At 61.4% G+C, this 14,702-nt stretch carries 13 protein-coding genes and 2 pseudogenes; 5 read left to right on the forward strand and 10 right to left on the reverse strand.

Annotated features, from left to right (window positions below):
- Window positions 1–169: 169 nt before the first annotated feature.
- The 3 genes from GN234_RS04185 to gnd are packed head-to-tail and all read right to left on the reverse strand — an operon-like array spanning window position 170 to window position 3,485.
- Window positions 170–991 (reverse strand): HAD family hydrolase, encoded by an 822-nt coding sequence (locus GN234_RS04185; protein WP_109755354.1) that lies wholly within the window; start codon window positions 989–991, stop codon window positions 170–172.
- Complete coding sequence (gene zwf / locus GN234_RS04190; RefSeq protein WP_109755353.1) at window positions 988–2,508, reverse strand: glucose-6-phosphate dehydrogenase; 1,521 nt, start codon at window positions 2,506–2,508, stop codon at window positions 988–990. Before zwf ends, GN234_RS04185 begins: the two co-directional genes overlap by 4 nt.
- A complete protein-coding gene (gnd, locus tag GN234_RS04195; protein ID WP_109755352.1) occupies window positions 2,505–3,485 on the reverse strand; it encodes a phosphogluconate dehydrogenase (NAD(+)-dependent, decarboxylating) in 981 nt (326 codons plus the stop codon). Before gnd ends, zwf begins: the two co-directional genes overlap by 4 nt.
- Before the next feature lie 274 nt (window positions 3,486–3,759).
- Here gnd and GN234_RS04200 point away from each other — a divergent pair, with 274 nt between their 5' ends.
- Together GN234_RS04200 and GN234_RS04205 are read left to right on the forward strand one after the other, a co-directional pair.
- The gene (locus tag GN234_RS04200; RefSeq protein WP_018601582.1) at window positions 3,760–3,933 is read left to right on the forward strand and encodes a DUF6026 family protein; all 174 of its coding nucleotides are present in this window, start codon (window positions 3,760–3,762) and stop codon (window positions 3,931–3,933) included.
- A gap of 388 nt (window positions 3,934–4,321) precedes the next feature.
- Window positions 4,322–6,061, forward strand: coding sequence for a phosphoethanolamine transferase CptA (locus tag GN234_RS04205; RefSeq protein ID WP_176687932.1), 1,740 nt, complete (start codon window positions 4,322–4,324; stop codon window positions 6,059–6,061).
- Between the two features lie 24 nt (window positions 6,062–6,085).
- On the opposite strand, the gene GN234_RS04210 is transcribed toward GN234_RS04205, so the two are convergent.
- From GN234_RS04210 to GN234_RS04225, 4 genes and pseudogenes are all read right to left on the reverse strand, one after another.
- A complete protein-coding gene (locus GN234_RS04210) occupies window positions 6,086–6,580 on the reverse strand; it encodes a GNAT family N-acetyltransferase (RefSeq protein WP_163853763.1) in 495 nt (164 codons plus the stop codon).
- A gap of 56 nt (window positions 6,581–6,636) precedes the next feature.
- A pseudogene (zapE, locus tag GN234_RS04215) lies at window positions 6,637–7,759 on the reverse strand (cell division protein ZapE).
- Window positions 7,760–8,018: 259 nt separating this feature from the next.
- Window positions 8,019–8,361: pseudogene (locus GN234_RS04220) on the reverse strand (nuclear transport factor 2 family protein).
- Between the two features lie 51 nt (window positions 8,362–8,412).
- Entirely contained in the window at window positions 8,413–9,129 is a 717-nt protein-coding gene (locus GN234_RS04225; RefSeq protein ID WP_109755347.1) for a helix-turn-helix transcriptional regulator, read from the reverse strand.
- Window positions 9,130–9,398: 269 nt separating this feature from the next.
- Between GN234_RS04225 and GN234_RS04230 the strand changes: the two genes are divergently transcribed.
- Window positions 9,399–9,869 carry an LEA/WHy family protein gene (locus GN234_RS04230; protein WP_109755346.1) on the forward strand — a complete coding sequence of 157 codons (471 nt, stop codon included), beginning with the start codon at window positions 9,399–9,401 and terminating at the stop codon, window positions 9,867–9,869.
- A gap of 1 nt (window position 9,870) precedes the next feature.
- Here GN234_RS04230 and GN234_RS04235 read toward each other — a convergent pair whose 3' ends face one another.
- Complete coding sequence (locus GN234_RS04235; protein WP_176687933.1) at window positions 9,871–10,794, reverse strand: carbon-nitrogen hydrolase family protein; 924 nt, start codon at window positions 10,792–10,794, stop codon at window positions 9,871–9,873.
- Window positions 10,795–10,880: 86 nt separating this feature from the next.
- On the opposite strand from GN234_RS04235, the gene GN234_RS04240 reads away from it, so the two are divergent.
- Window positions 10,881–11,789: a LysR family transcriptional regulator gene (locus GN234_RS04240; protein WP_116832342.1), complete on the forward strand. Its 909-nt coding sequence runs from the start codon at window positions 10,881–10,883 to the stop codon at window positions 11,787–11,789.
- A gap of 3 nt (window positions 11,790–11,792) precedes the next feature.
- Here GN234_RS04240 and GN234_RS04245 read toward each other — a convergent pair whose 3' ends face one another.
- The gene (locus GN234_RS04245) at window positions 11,793–12,047 is read right to left on the reverse strand and encodes a hypothetical protein (protein WP_003181187.1); all 255 of its coding nucleotides are present in this window, start codon (window positions 12,045–12,047) and stop codon (window positions 11,793–11,795) included.
- A 158-nt stretch (window positions 12,048–12,205) separates the two neighbouring features.
- On the opposite strand from GN234_RS04245, the gene GN234_RS04250 reads away from it, so the two are divergent.
- Complete coding sequence (locus GN234_RS04250) at window positions 12,206–12,523, forward strand: ElaB/YgaM/YqjD family protein (protein ID WP_163853770.1); 318 nt, start codon at window positions 12,206–12,208, stop codon at window positions 12,521–12,523.
- Between the two features lie 182 nt (window positions 12,524–12,705).
- Here GN234_RS04250 and GN234_RS04255 read toward each other — a convergent pair whose 3' ends face one another.
- On the reverse strand, window positions 12,706–14,583 hold the full coding sequence (locus GN234_RS04255) for a feruloyl-CoA synthase (protein ID WP_176687934.1): 1,878 nt from the start codon (window positions 14,581–14,583) through the stop codon (window positions 12,706–12,708).
- Between the last annotated feature and the right edge of the window lie 119 nt (window positions 14,584–14,702).

Raw genomic sequence — 14,702 nt, forward strand, 5'->3', positions numbered from 1 at the left:
ATATTGCTGAACAGAAGAAAAACCTGTGGCGAGGGGATCCTTCTGTGGGAGCAAGGCTTGCCCGCGATGAAGGCGATGCGGTCTCTCAGGAACCGAGGTGCCTGTTTCGCGAGCAAGCTTTGCTCCCACAGTGGGAATAAATTCCCGTTCCACCAAAGGCCTGGGCGGTCTACCGCGGCAGGATGTACCGCTCGATCGCCAGGGCCGCACCGTCTTCGGTCACGGCGGCGGTCACGACATCCGCCTGACGCTTGATCGCCTCCTCCGCCTGCCCCATGGCAATCGACAAACCCGCACGATGAAACATCGCCGGGTCGTTGCCACCATCCCCCATGGCCGCCGTCTGCTCCAGCGGCACTTCCAGGAACGCCGCCAGGGTCGCCAGTGCTTCGCCCTTGTTGGCCTGCATCGCTGTCACATCCAGGTAGATCGGTTGTGAACGTGACACCTGGGCCTGGCCTTTGAGCAGCGGATGCAGCCGAGCCTCCAGTTCCACCAGCAGGTCCGTGTTGGCGCTGGTGGCGACAATCTTGTCGATACGTTCCAGATAGGGTTCGAAGCTGTCGACCTGCACCGGCGGATAACCCAGCCCGCGGGTTTCAACCGGCACCATCGGCCCGTTGGCGTCACGCACCAGCCAGTCGCCGTCGGCAAACACCCAGACCTCGATGCCAGGCTGATCGGCGTACAGCGCCAAGGTGGCTAGCGCCGCCTCGGCAGGCAAGTAATGCACGGCGAGGAAACTGCCGTCGGGATGAACCAGCGTGCCGCCGTTGAACGCCGCGGTGGGCAGATCGACGCCCAAGGCCTCGATCTGCTGCAACATCGCCCGGGGCGGCCGCCCGGTGGCGAGGCTGAACAGCACGCCGGCCTCACGCAATGAACGAACGGCTTCGATGGTGCGTTGGTTGAGACTGTGGTCAGGCAGCAGCAGCGTACCGTCCATGTCACTGAGCAAAAAGCGGATGGGGTGTTTCAGTTGATCACTCATCCGAGGCCGTGCCAGACGCGACCGTCGCGTATCAGCAGATCATCGGCGGCCGACGGGCCATCTTCACCGGCCTTGTAAGGCTGGACCGCTGCGTCCTGCTGCCAGGCATCAAGGAATGGCTGCACGGCGCGCCAGCCGTTTTCGATGTTGTCGGCGCGCTGGAACAAGGTCTGGTCACCGGTCAGGCAATCGTAGATCAAGGTTTCGTAACCCGTGGACGGCTGCATTTCGAAGAAGTCCTTGTAGGCGAAGCCCAATTCGATATTGGCCATGTCGAGCGCCGGCCCCGGCCGTTTGGCCAGCAGGTCGAACCACATGCCTTCATTGGGCTGAATCTGGATTCTCAAGTATGTAGGTTGCAGTTCGTCGACTTCGGTGTCGCGAAACTGCGCGTAAGGCGCTGGCTTGAAGCAGATGACGATTTCCGTGTCGCGCACGCTCATGCGCTTGCCGGTACGCAGGTAAAACGGCACGCCGACCCAACGCCAGTTGTCGATCATGACCTTCAGGGCGACGTAGGTCTCGGTGCTGCTGTCAGGCGCCACGTTGGCCTCCTGGCGATAGCCATTCACCGCCTTGCCGCCGACCTCACCAGCCGTGTACTGGCCCCGTATGGAGTTGGCGCGCGCCTGCTCCACCGACCAGGGCCGTATCGCCCCGACGACCTTGGCCTTTTCTCCGCGCACGGCGTCGGCACCAAAGGCCGCTGGCGGCTCCATGGCCACCATCGCCAGCAGTTGGAAAAGATGATTGGGCACCATGTCCCGCAAGGCGCCGGTGTGTTCATAAAAGCTGCCACGGGTTTCCACGCCGACGGTTTCGGCGGCGGTAATTTGTACGTGGTCGATGTAGTGGTTGTTCCAGAACGCTTCGAACAGGCTGTTGGAGAAACGGCTGACCAGAATGTTCTGCACTGTTTCCTTACCCAGGTAATGGTCGATGCGATAGATCTGTTTCTCGCTCATGACCTTGAGCAGGCAGGCGTTCAGCGCTTCGGCGGTGTGCAGGTCGGAACCGAACGGTTTTTCGATCACCACGCGCCGAAAGGCCCCCTCCTGCTCCTGAAGCAGCCCGGCCGCACCGAGGCGGCTGACCACTTCACTGAAAAAGCGCGGCGCGGTCGCCAGGTAGAAAACCGCGTTGCCGGTGCCGCTGGCGGCGATTTTCGCCGCCAGCGCCTGGTAGGTGCCGTCATCGAGGAAATCACCCTGGACGTAACTGATGCCCCGGGCCAGCTTGGCCCACAGCAGCGGGTCGAGCGCACGGTTGGCATCACCGCCCTTGCTCGCCGCTTCGTTACGGATGAAGTCCTCGAGTTTCTTGGCAAAATCCACATCGCTGATAGCGTTGTGGTCAACCCCGATGATGCGCAGCCCATCGTCCAGCAGACCGTCACGACTGAGGTGGTAAAGCGCCGGCATCAGCAGACGCTTGACCAGATCGCCATGGGCGCCGAACAGGAACAGCGTGGTCGGCGGCGCGGGTTCTGCCTTGGATTTGCTGCCGATCGAGGTCATTTTTTCGGTGTCTCCACGTGGCCGCCAAAGCCGAAGCGCATGGCCGAGAGCATTTTGTCACCGTACGTGCTTTGCTGGCGTGAGCGGAAACGGGCAAACAGCGAACTGGACAGGACCGGAACCGGCACCGCTTGCTCGATGGCGGCTTCGATGGTCCAGCGCCCTTCGCCGCTGTCGGCGACTTCGCCGGAAAAACCGTCCAGTTTCGGATCGCTGGCCAGCGCATCGGCGGTCAAGTCCAGCAACCAGGACGACACCACGCTACCGCGACGCCAGACTTCGGCGATATCGGCCAGGTTCAGGTCGAAACGCTGCTCCGGTGGCAGGCTTTCGCTGGATTTGGTCTTGAGGATGTCAAAGCCCTCGGCAAAGGCCTGCATCATTCCGTATTCGATCCCATTGTGGATCATCTTCACGAAATGCCCCGAGCCGGCCGGACCTGCATGGATATAGCCACGTTCGGCGCGGTCATCGTCGGATTTGCGGTCACGGGTGCGCGGGATGTCGCCCATGCCCGGCGCCAGGCTATCGAACAACGGGTCCAGGCGCTGGACCACTTCGGCATCACCGCCAATCATCATGCAGTAGCCGCGCTCCAAGCCCCAAACGCCGCCGGAGGTGCCGACGTCGATGTAGCTCAGGCCTTTTTCCGACAGGGCCTGAGCGCGACGGATGTCGTCCTTGTAGTACGTGTTGCCGCCATCAATGATCACGTCGCCTGGCTCAAGCAGTTCACTGAGGTCATTGATGGTGTCTTCGGTGGGTGCGCCGGCCGGCAGCATGACCCAGACCGCCCGTGGCTTCTCCAGGCCGGCGACCAGCGCCGGCAGGTCCGCGACGCCTGTGGCGCCTTCCTGGCGCAGGTTTTCGACAAAAGCGGCATTGCGGTCATAAACGACGGTGGTGTGCCCATTGAGCATCAGGCGCCGCGCAATATTGCCGCCCATGCGGCCCAGTCCAATAATCCCGAGTTGCATGTGCTGATGCTCCCTACTACAAATAAAGGTGTGTCAAAGATGAAACGCTATCGACTAGTGGAGGTTAGTCCAGAGCATTGCCGCATAGTTTCCGGGTAATTCGAGCGATCACAAGGGATAACGCTCACGATCCGGCCAAAGACACAGCGACCATGAAAAATAAAAAAGTTCCAATCACAAGCAAAAGAAATCAGAATCGGCGCCGATAGTAGAGGTGTCGACCAAATACTGGCGACATCTCTATAGTTGATGTACGCCATTTGCGAGGTGAGCAATGGGCCCTGTCGTTACCGCACGTCCTCCCCAAACCCTTTATGTGACCATTCGTCGCGATGAATTGCGCCTACTCAAGGAAGAACGCGATCTGCTGCTCGATGAAGTGATGCAGTTGCGCATGCAACTGCAGCACGCACAACTGCCCCACCAAAGCCAGTCCCTGGCGCGGTAAGCGCCCCAGAGGCACAGCGCCAGCAAGTGACACTGGCATTCCGGTGTCACTCGCCTGTAGGCCCGCCATGCGTACTTGTGGCGAGGGTTCTATCCGCGGCAGCAAAGCTTGCCTGCGATAGCCGCCCGGCGGTCGAAAGGCTGAACTTGCGGCATCGTTCATCGCGGGCCAGCCTTGCTCCCACAGGTCTTGCTCTCAGGTGAATACACGTCACAAATACCTCCCTCGCCTGGGTGCATTCGCGCCAAGTTACCGATTTGTATCCGAAAAACTCACGAACTTTTCACAACCGCCTCGCAATACTCCCCGCCCTATAGGTTGTTCGGCGTAATGCCTGCGGTCGCCAATCCGGTGCCGGCAGCTTCGTCGATAAGGGCTGGAGCGCTTGATGAGCTTGTTCAAACGCAGCAAAACGACTGCGAAAGGTTTCGACTGGGCCGGACTCGGCTGGCTGTTTCTGTTCTTCTGGTACTTTTCGGGCATCACCCAACTGCTCATTCTGCTGAGCGACACCTCCGGCTTCACCGGCTTTCGCCAAGCGTTCGTGATGAGCGCGGTATGGCTGGCGCCTATGCTGCTCTTCCCCGCCCGCACACGCTTGCTCGCCGCATTGATCGGCGTGGTGCTGTGGGCCTGCTCCATGGCCAGCCTGGGCTATTTCTTCATCTATCAGCAAGAATTTTCCCAGAGCGTCATTTTCATCATGTTCGAATCGAACGTGTCTGAAGCCGGTGAGTACCTGACCCAGTATTTTGCCTGGTGGATGGTGGCGGCGTTCCTGGCCCACACCGCCGTCGGCTATTGGCTCTGGACCCGCCTGCGCCCGGTGTACCTGCCCCGGGGCCAGGCCCTGGTCGCTGCGGTCGCCATTGTCCTGGCCGTGGTCGGCTATCCGCTGATCAAGCAGACCCAGCGTACCGGCAGCTTCGCCGGTGGCCTGGAGAAGTTCGAAGATCGCATCGAGCCGGCGGTGCCGTGGCAGATGCTGGTGGCCTACCGTCGTTACGGTGAACAGCTGGAGAACATGCAAGGCATGTTGCACAGTGCCAGCAAGATCGCGCCACTGCGCAACCTCAAGGATGCCATGGCCGGCCAGCCGGCGACCCTGGTACTGGTGATCGGTGAATCCACCAACCGTCAGCGCATGAGCCTCTACGGTTACCCGAGGGAAACCACGCCGGAACTGGACAAGCTCAAGGACCAGCTTTCGGTGTTCGACAACGTCATCACTCCGCGCCCCTATACCATCGAAGCGTTGCAGCAGGTGCTGACGTTCGCCGACGAACAGAACCCGGACCTGTACCTGAGCACGCCGTCGCTGGTGAGCATGATGAAGCAGGCCGGCTACAAGACTTTCTGGATTACCAACCAGCAGACCATGACCAAGCGCAACACCATGCTTACGACCTTTTCCCAGCAGGCCGACGAGCAGGTGTACTTGAACAACAACCGTAACCAGAATGCCGCGCAATACGATGGTGATGTGATCGAACCGTTCAACAAGGCCTTGGCCGACAGCGCTCCGCGCAAGCTCATCGTGGTGCACCTGCTCGGCACCCACATGAGTTACCAGTATCGCTACCCGCCGACATTCAACAAGTTCACCGACCGTCAGGGCGTACCGGCGAGCTTGCGTGACGATCAGGTCCCGACCTACAACAGCTACGATAACGCGGTGCTGTACAACGACTTCGTCGTGTCCAGCCTGATCAAGGATTACGCCAAGACCGACCCCAACGGTTTTCTGCTGTACCTGTCGGACCATGGTGAAGACGTGTTCGACTCGCCAGGTCACGGCACGCTGGGCCGTAACGAAGGCAAGCCGACCGCGCCGATGTACACCATCCCCTTCATGGCCTGGGCCTCGCCCAAGTGGCGCGAAAGCCATGACTGGAACTTTGCCGGCGACCTTTCACGGCCCTACAGCAGCTCGCACCTGATTCACACCTGGGCCGACCTGGCGGGCTTGAGTTTTGATGAGCTGGACCGCAGCAAGAGCCTGGTCAGCGATGACTTCAAGGCCCGTCCGCTGCTGATCGGCAACCCCTATCAAGCCCCCCGCAAGGCCCTGATCGACTTCAGCCTGATGCAGCCCAAGGCGCCGTTGGCTGAAGTCGTGCAGAAATAACCGGAACCGACCAGATGCCCGCTTTTACAGGGGCTTGATCCAGAACTGCATCGTGCCATGGGCCGGGTCGAACATGCCGGCGGCAAAACCGAACTTGGTATAACTGCCTTGCGCCACGGCATTGCCCTCGAGCACTTCCAGGGTGATTTTGCAGCAGCCACGCTGACGGGCGATGTCCTCGACCTTCTGCAGCATCTTCTGGCTCAGGCCCAGGCCGCGAAACTCCTTCATGACTATCATGTCGTGGATATTCACCAGCGGCCGACAAGCGAAGGTTGAAAAACCCTCGAAACAATTGACCAACCCCGCCGGTTCGCCATTGACGAAAGCCAGCACACTAAAGGCATGGGGGCGCTTGGCCAGTTCTTCAGGAAGGTGCAGCAGCACCTCGGGAGGCAGTGAATGACCACCACCCATCGGGTCCTCGGCATAGCCATTGAGCACATGACAGATCGCTTCGGCGTGGACCGGGTTGGTGTAGCTGGCTTGCAGAACAAGAATGCCCTTGGCTTCTTCCATGACCTTCCATCTCACTTCGGTAGTACCGGCGACTCGATGCCGCCGGCAAGATACAGTCAGCCTTGCTGACCAAAACGTTGCATTTGCATTTCCTGGAGGCGACTGAGAGTACGGCGAAACGGGAATTGCAGATAGCCCTGGGTGTACAACTCATCCATCGGTACCGCGGCCGACAGGTACAACGGCACCTTGCGGTCATAGCATTCGTCGACCAGGGCGATGAACCGCCGGACACCGTCGTCGTGGATCGACAGCTGCGGCAACTCGCGATCACCCGCCTCGACCCGCGCCACGCCGTCTTCCGTGCCACGGGCGATGCGCCCTTCACGCTGTTCGGCACTCAGGCAAGGCACGTCACTGAGCAAGATAACGTTGAAGCGGTCACACAGGGCCATGAAATCAACGGCCGATAAAGGCTGCTCGCAAAGATCCGGATAACGGCTCCAGAGCACCGTGTCGCTGGCCCCGACCGGCTGGAGCCGGCGATGCCCCACTTCGATCGGCCCGCTGGCCAGTGCCTGGCCAACGGTCAACTGACCGAAAACCTCGCCCAACGGATCCGGTTGCCCGGGATCACGCAGCCAGTAGCGCTGCTGCAATCTGCCCGGATGCTGGCGATGATCCTGCCATCCGTTTACCGGCACGACCTGCATGTGCTGCTTGATGGCCGTGATGGTCGACAGAAACCGCTCACGGTTGTGGCCGTTGGCATAGAGCTCTTCCGGCGGCAGGTTGGACGTGCTCACCACCACCATGCCCAGTTCGAACATCACCTGGAACAGGCGCCCGAGGATCATGGCGTCGCCAATGTCGGTGACAAACAGCTCATCAAAACACAGCACCCGCACTTGCTGGCTCAACTCCCGGGCCAGGGCTTGCAAAGGATCCGGCGTGCCGGTGAGCTGGAACGAACGCTGATGCACCCACGCCATGAAATGATGGAAGTGTTGGCGACGGGCCGGCACCTTGAGGCTTTCATAGAAACGGTCCATCAGCCAGGTCTTGCCGCGTCCCACCGGGCCCCATAGATAAACGCCCTTGATTGACTTGCGCCCCCTCGTGCAACGCCTTGTGGCATTGCTCCAGCGTCATGATGGCCAATTCCTGGGCCTCGTCCTGGACGAAGCCGTGGTGTTCGATGGCATGCTGCCAGGCACTCAAGGGGGAGTCGAAAGTCATACGGCCCGGGTCCGGAAAACGAAGGTGGGGAGTATGCCATGACGGGCGACAGGCGAAACACTGCGCAGCGCTGTCTGGACCGGGGAGATGATGCCCCTCTCTGTGGCGAGGGGATTTATCCCCGCTCGGCTGCGCAGCAGTCGCAAACCAACCGGCGCGGTCTACCTGATGCACCGCAGTGCCTTTTGGGGTTGCCGCGCAACCCAGCGGGGATAAATCCCCTCGCCACAACAGGGTTCACATTACAGGACGCGCAACGCTAAACCGAGATATCCAGCCGACTGATCTTGCCCTGCTCATCGAGCCGGAAGGTGTAGCGCAACTCCAACGGGCTGCCGGGGAACGTCCCCGGAGATCAGGTTTTGCACCAGCACCTTGCCAGTACGTTGCTGCACATTGAGGACTTCCACCCGTGGCTGGAAACGTTGGGCGGTGTCTTCCATCCATTGGGCGATGGCCTGGGTGCCTGCACGGTGCTGGCCTTCATCGAACACGTTGGCATCCTCGGCGAAGTAACGCGTCACCGCCGAACTGTCACGGGCATTGGCGGCCGCAATGTAGCCGGCGATGGCCGGGGCCAGGGAAGAGACGGGGTTGGACATGGCATGGCTCCTTGTTTTATCGATCTGGCCCCATGCTAGAACAGCACTGTGTCAGTTTTTGTCAGGAGTGAACCGCCCGGTTTCGTCCAACTTCATCAGGGCAAACCAGTCCCGCAGCAAATCACTGCGCCGCCCGGGATAGCGCTCGCCCTGCTCGGTGGCAGCGGCAATCCGATCGGTGCGAAAAGTCCGATAGGCACCGCGCAATTCACACCAGGCCACCACCACCCGCGCCTCATTGAAAAAGCCCAGCGCCAGGGGCCAGATCAAGCGTTGGCTCGGGGTCTTGTTCACATCGGCGTAATCGATGTGCAGCTTGGCCTGGGCGCGAATGGCCTGGCGGTAGACATTCAGTTCCACGGTGTTCTGCGGATAGCCATAACCCGGTGGGCCGGGCAGTACCGTGGGGTTGCGCAAGGCGTCCCGTACATCGGGCGCCAGCACCGCGGCGACCTTCGCCAGGGCGTCGGCGGCGGCCTTGCCCAGCACCTCGTCGGCGCGCTGATCGACGTAGCGCAAACCCAGCACAATGGCCTCGATTTCATCGGCGGTGAACATCAGTGGCGGCAGGAACAGGCCACTGCGCAACACATAACCGATGCCCGCCTCGCCCTGGATCGGCGCACCGAGGGCCGTGAGTTCGGCGATGTCGCGGTACAAGGTGCGCTCGGAAACATTCAGTTCGCCCGCCAATGCCGCAGCAGTGACTGGGCAACGCTTGCCCCGCAAGACTTGCAGCAAAGTGAGCAGCCGAGTGGTACGCGACACGATGGACAGTCCGTAAGGAAAAAGTTGACGCAGATTAGCAGAGGCTGGTGTCAGAAACTGTCAGGAGCCTTGGTTCACGGTCACCCCAGCAACATACTGGCTTTGTGGCGAGGGGATTTATCCCCGCTGTGGCGCGAAGCGGCCCCAAAATGGATGATCTAGCCCGACTCGACTGGTTGGATTCAGATTTTTGGGACTGCTGCGCAGTCCAACGGGGATAAATCCCCTCGCCACAAGGGTTCGTTTTTTCATTCTTTGAGAGTCTATCCATGCGCAGAATCCTCGGCTTTTCCCTTCTCCTGATGCTGCTCAGCCTGAGCGCCTGCGCCCTCTTTCCTCACCGCGATCCGCTGAACATCAACGTGGTCGGCATCGAGCCGTTGCCCAACCAGGGCCTGGAGGTGCGTTTCGCCGTGAAACTGCGCGTGCAGAACCCCAACGAAACCGCCATCGACTACAACGGCGTGGCGCTGGACCTGGAGGTCAACGGCCGTACGCTGGCGACGGGAGTCAGTGACCAGTCCGGCTCCATCCCACGCTTTTCCGAGGCGATCGTGAGCGTCCCGGTGAGCATTTCGGCGTTTTCCGTGCTGCGCCAGACCCTGGGCCTGAGCCAGACCCAAAGCCTGGACAACCTGCCCTATGTGCTCAAGGGCAAGCTCGCCGGTGGTGTATTCGGTACCCTGCGCTTCGTCGACCGCGGTACCCTCGACCTGCCGGGTTCCGCGGCCAACTGGTGAATCAAGCGATGAAACGCACACCGGGCTTGGCGCGCTCGTCCACCACCAGTTCGAACACATCCGGCCTGGCGTAGTGCCCCACCACGTCATAGTCGTAGCGCGCCCGTACCAACTCATCGGTGTCGATTTCGGCGGTCAGCAACCCGGCGATGTCTTTCAGCGGCCCGGCCAACACATCGCCCATGGGGCCGAGGATCACACTGCCGCCAGCAATCAATGCACGCTCGGCCGGCCAGTTCGCAACCTCGATGCCCAATGCCTGTGGCGAGGCCTGGACCTGACAGGCGCTGACCACGAAGCAACGTCCTTCGTGGGCAATATGGCGCATGGTCACCTGCCACATCTCCCGCTCATCCACCGTCGGCGCACACCAGACCTCCACGCCTTTGGCGTACATCGCGGTGCGCAGCAGCGGCATCATGTTTTCCCAGCACACCGCCGCGCCAACCCGGCCGACCTGGCTGTCGATCACCGGCAAGGTCGAACCATCGCCCTTGCCCCAGATCAGCCGCTCGGTGCCGGTAGGCATCAACTTGCGGTGCCTGGCCACCAGGCCCGCCTCCGGCTCGAAATACAGCGCGGTGCAATATAGGGTGCTGCCGGCCCGCTCGATGACGCCCAGCACCAGGCTCGCCCCGGTGCGCGCCGACAGCCCGGCCAACGCCTCGGTTTCAACGCCGGGCACGTCGATGGCATTGGCAAAGTAACGGGCAAACGCCTCACGTCCTTCCGGCAGGCGGTAACCCAATTGAGTGCCGAAGCCTTCGCCCTTGGGATAGCCACCGAGCAAGGCTTCGGGCATCACCACCAAGCGGGCACCGGCCTCGCGGATGGCGTTTTCATAGGAAAGGATCTGCGCCAGGGTCGCGTCCTTGCCACCCGGCAACGAACCGATCTGCAGGGCAGCCACAATGGATTTGGGCATGGTCTTTCAACTCCTTGATCATCAGGTATTGCTGATTCTCAAGGAGCGGTCGATCATGAATAAAGCCCCGAATGCTGCTAAATGATATGAGCCTCATGAATATCGCCGATATCGACCTCAATCTGCTCAAGACCTTCGAAGCCCTGCATGACGAATCCAGCGCCAGCCGTGCCGCCCTGCGCCTGGGCGTGACCCAGTCGGCCATCAGCGCGGCCCTGCGCAGGCTCCGCGGTTTGTATGACGATCAATTATTCGTGCGCACGGGCCGGGGCCTGGCGCCGACGCTGCGGGCCAATCAACTGAAACCGGTGATCAGCGAAGCCCTGGACAAATGTCGCCAGAGCCTGGCAATGGTCGATCCGGGTGCCAGCCACTATGAGGGCCGCTCGGTCATCGTCGGCCTGTCGGACGATTTCGAGATTGCCCATGGGCGCCGCCTGATCGACGAAGTGGCCCGACGTGCGCCGGGGTTGCGCTTGATTTTCCGCCAGACCCACAGCCAGATCGTCGGTCGGGCCCTGATGGAGCGCAGCCTTGACCTGGCGATCACCGCAGGTGGTTTCGCGCAGCGCTTGCTCAGCCGCCAGGTGTTGGGCGAAGGCGATTACGCCTGCCTCCTGGACCCGGCGAGCCTGGCGCAGGGCCAACAAACCCTCAGCCTGGAAGCGTTCGTGGCCCGTGAGCATTTGCTGGTGTCTTCAGGGGGCTTCATCGGCATCACCGATGAAGGGCTGGCCGGGCTTGGCCTGAGCCGGCGGGTCTGCGCCTCGACCACTCACTTTGCCGCGTTGCCGTTCCTGCTCAAGGGCAGCCAGGCAGTGGCGACCATCCCGACCCATGCCGCCCGGGCCATCGCGGGCCTCAGTGGCCTGGCCTTGCTGCCCTGCCCCCTGGCGCTGCCCCGCTACCCCATCGAGCTGGGATGGCGAACCCACACGCAAATGGACCCGGCAGTGCTCAAGGTTCGCGAAGCCATTGCGGCAACATTTGCCTAAGGCTTATTTGTTGGCAGCCATCAGTCGGTTGACTTCACTGCGCACCATGTTGGCGTATTCCGGCGGCGACATACCGTCCAGTTCAGCACGCACCCACTCGGCCCACTTGCCCTTGCGCTTGGAGCGCTCGCCGAACAGGCGGGCGGCATCGCCCTTGGCCTTGCCCAGGTTGTTTTGCCACAGTTCAAAGAGTCGGGATTTTTCGTCTTCCAGCGCAGCGCGCTCGGCCAGGGGCTTGTCAGCCAGATTGAAGCTCATGGGAATTACCTGTTGCGTAAATAGCCGCCATCTTACACCTTGCAGGGAAACGTCTTAACCACGATTTGTGTTGGGCTGCGCTGCCAAGGCCGAACGTGCAACTTTTGTGCAAGCGCAGCACTCCATTGTTCAACGCCATCTCAGCAAGGAGTACTTCAATGGCCCGTAAAAACACCGTGCAAGCGAATGGAGAGCAAATCAAGGATCAAGCTTTCAGCGAACTGAAGGCGTTGATCGAAGAGTCGGAGAAGCTGCTCAAAAGCAGTGCCTCGCTGGTAGGCGAAGACGCTGAGGACCTGCGGGGCCAGATCTCCCAGAAACTGCAGCAAGCGCTTGATTCGGTTGCCAGCGCGCGGGAGCGCACCCGTCCCATGGTCGATGCCACCGAAGTCTACATCGGTGGCCACCCATGGCAGACCGTGGCGATTTCCGCCGGTTTCGGGCTGGTGGTGGGCTTGCTGCTGGGGCGGCGTTGAGCGACAGCCCTCAGAACGCCCAAGAGATTTTCTGAGTGGTTAGTCCTGTGGGAGCGAGCCTGCTCGCGATAGCGGTAGTTCAGCAGCACTAATGTCGCCTGACATATCGCCATCGCGAGCAGGCTCGCTCCCACAGGGGGGTGAGTAGGCATGCGATGTGTGCACACTCACAAGGCCTTGCCTCAGGCACCAGGGTCCGCCCGCAGGATCGACGCATCCTCCCCTCGATACAACGCCTCGACTTTCCCTGCCCGCCACTGCAATACCGCCCGCTGGTTGATCGAGCCCTTGTCGGTGATTTCACCTCGATCAATGGACGCCGGTTCATCGAGCAAGGCAATCCACTCCATCCGACTGGCATTGCCGCTGGCTTGGCGGTTCAGGCGTTGCAACCAGTCGGCGAACCATTGGCGTACCGGTTCGCTGGCGAGAACCTCGGCATCGCTGGCATCCGCGCCCAGGCCTGAAAGACGTCGGCACTCAGCAGGCCGTGGAAACACCAGCGCGCCCAGGCACTCGCGATCCGGCGCGGTGATCACCAGGTCCTGGACGTAGGGCGTGCCCTCCAGCACCGCCCGGTTGCGCAGCGGCCCAACGCTGACGAACACACCGGAAGACAATTTGAAATCCTCGGCGATCCGCCCATCGAACATCAGTCCCAGTTGCGGATTGCCGGGATCGGCCAGCTTGATTGCATCCCCCGAGCAATAGAAACCGTCCTCGTCGAATACCTCAAGGGTCTGCTGCGGCGAGCGCCAGTAGCCAGGCATGATGTGCGGCCCGCGAAAGCGCCCTTCGAACTTGCCGTCCACCGGCACCAGGCGCACTTCGCAACCGGGGGCCGGAAGGCCAATGTAGCCGGCCATGGACAATGGCCCGGTGGTGAAGGTGCAGGACGGCGACGCCTCGGTCATGCCCAGGCCCGCCATCATGCGGATCCGTTCGCCGCAATGCTGCTCGGCAACCTTGTCGAGCCGGTCCCAGGTGCTTTGGGACAAACCTGCCGCGGCAAAGAAGAACAGGCTGATGCGCTTGAAAAAGCGCTCGCGCAACTCACCGTCCTGCTCCAGGGCGCTGACCAGTTCCTCCCAGCCCTTGGGCACGGTCAGGTAGGCAGTGGGCGAAATTTCCTTGAGGTTGCGCAGGGTTTCGGCGAAACCTTGGGCAGTGGGTTTGCCGTTGTCCAGGTAGAACGTGCCGCCGTTGTACAGCACGATGCCGACGTTATGACTGCCACCGAACGTGTGGTTCCACGGCAACCAGTCCACCAGCACCGGCGGCTCTTCGCCGAACACCGGAAAGGTTTGCAGAAGCATTTGCTGATTGGCGCAAAGCATACGCTGGGTGGTGATCACCGCCTTGGGCAACTTGGTGGAGCCAGAGGTAAACAAGAACTTGGCGATGCTGTCCGGGCCTGTGGCGGCGAACGCCTGCTCGGCCTCGACGCCGCCGGGTTGCGCCAGCAGGCTGGCGAAGCTTGTCCTGGACCGGCCGGCCATCTCGCCACGTACCGTAATCAAGGGAACATTCGCCGGCAGTACAGCAGTGATCGCACGTTCGAACGGTGCGGCTTCGCTGACAAACACCAGCCCCGGCTGCAATAGATCGCAGACGTGGCGCAGCTTGGCGAAATCCTGGGAGAGCAATGAATAAGCCGGCGATACCGGGCAATAGGGAATACCGGCGTACATCGCGCCGAGGGCCATTTGCAGGTGTTCGATGTCGTTGCCCGAGAGCAGCGCCAAGGGTTTTTCCGCCGACAAACCGTAACCGAGCAGGCTTTGGGCGATGGCCCGGACAGTGTCGAGCATCTGCGCGTAGCTGACCCGGCGCCAGTCACCGCTGGCCTCACGGGCCGCGATAAACGTCTGCTGTGGGCGCACCTCGGCCCAGTGCACCAGGCGTTCGAGCAAACGTGCCGGCAGCGGGGCCAGGGGCTCCAGGGAACGCATGTGCAAGATGCCACGTTCTTCTCGGACTTCGACGGCAGGATGACCAATCGACACCTGGCGATAGCGCCCGGCCTCGGGTCGGGAGGACGATCTGGACTCGGAACTCACGTACATTTCCTCCACCAAGGCACGCTCGGGTCGCGATACGAGCGGAGCGTGGCAGCACTGGGCTGCGGCCTTGTCATTGTTATTCTGGCCTGCATCGGGGCGACGGCGTTCAAGGCTCG

It is taken from the genome of Pseudomonas bijieensis (assembly GCF_013347965.1).
In the GTDB taxonomy this organism is placed as follows: Bacteria; Pseudomonadota; Gammaproteobacteria; order Pseudomonadales; family Pseudomonadaceae; genus Aquipseudomonas; species Aquipseudomonas bijieensis.

Excerpts from the sequence above, each read along its gene's own strand:
- GN234_RS04235 (WP_176687933.1), bottom strand. The coding sequence starts at position 10,794 with ATGCCCAAATCCATTGTGGCTGCCCTGCAGATCGGTTCGTTGCCGGGT.
- GN234_RS04185 (WP_109755354.1), bottom strand. The coding sequence starts at position 991 with ATGAGTGATCAACTGAAACACCCCATCCGCTTTTTGCTCAGTGACATG.
- GN234_RS04200 (WP_018601582.1), top strand. The coding sequence starts at position 3,760 with ATGGGCCCTGTCGTTACCGCACGTCCTCCCCAAACCCTTTATGTGACC.
- GN234_RS04230 (WP_109755346.1), top strand. The coding sequence starts at position 9,399 with ATGCGCAGAATCCTCGGCTTTTCCCTTCTCCTGATGCTGCTCAGCCTG.
- GN234_RS04250 (WP_163853770.1), top strand. The coding sequence starts at position 12,206 with ATGGCCCGTAAAAACACCGTGCAAGCGAATGGAGAGCAAATCAAGGAT.
- GN234_RS04205 (WP_176687932.1), top strand. The coding sequence starts at position 4,322 with ATGAGCTTGTTCAAACGCAGCAAAACGACTGCGAAAGGTTTCGACTGG.
- GN234_RS04245 (WP_003181187.1), bottom strand. The coding sequence starts at position 12,047 with ATGAGCTTCAATCTGGCTGACAAGCCCCTGGCCGAGCGCGCTGCGCTG.
- zwf (WP_109755353.1), bottom strand. The coding sequence starts at position 2,508 with ATGACCTCGATCGGCAGCAAATCCAAGGCAGAACCCGCGCCGCCGACC.
- gnd (WP_109755352.1), bottom strand. The coding sequence starts at position 3,485 with ATGCAACTCGGGATTATTGGACTGGGCCGCATGGGCGGCAATATTGCG.
- GN234_RS04240 (WP_116832342.1), top strand. The coding sequence starts at position 10,881 with ATGAGCCTCATGAATATCGCCGATATCGACCTCAATCTGCTCAAGACC.
- GN234_RS04210 (WP_163853763.1), bottom strand. The coding sequence starts at position 6,580 with ATGGAAGAAGCCAAGGGCATTCTTGTTCTGCAAGCCAGCTACACCAAC.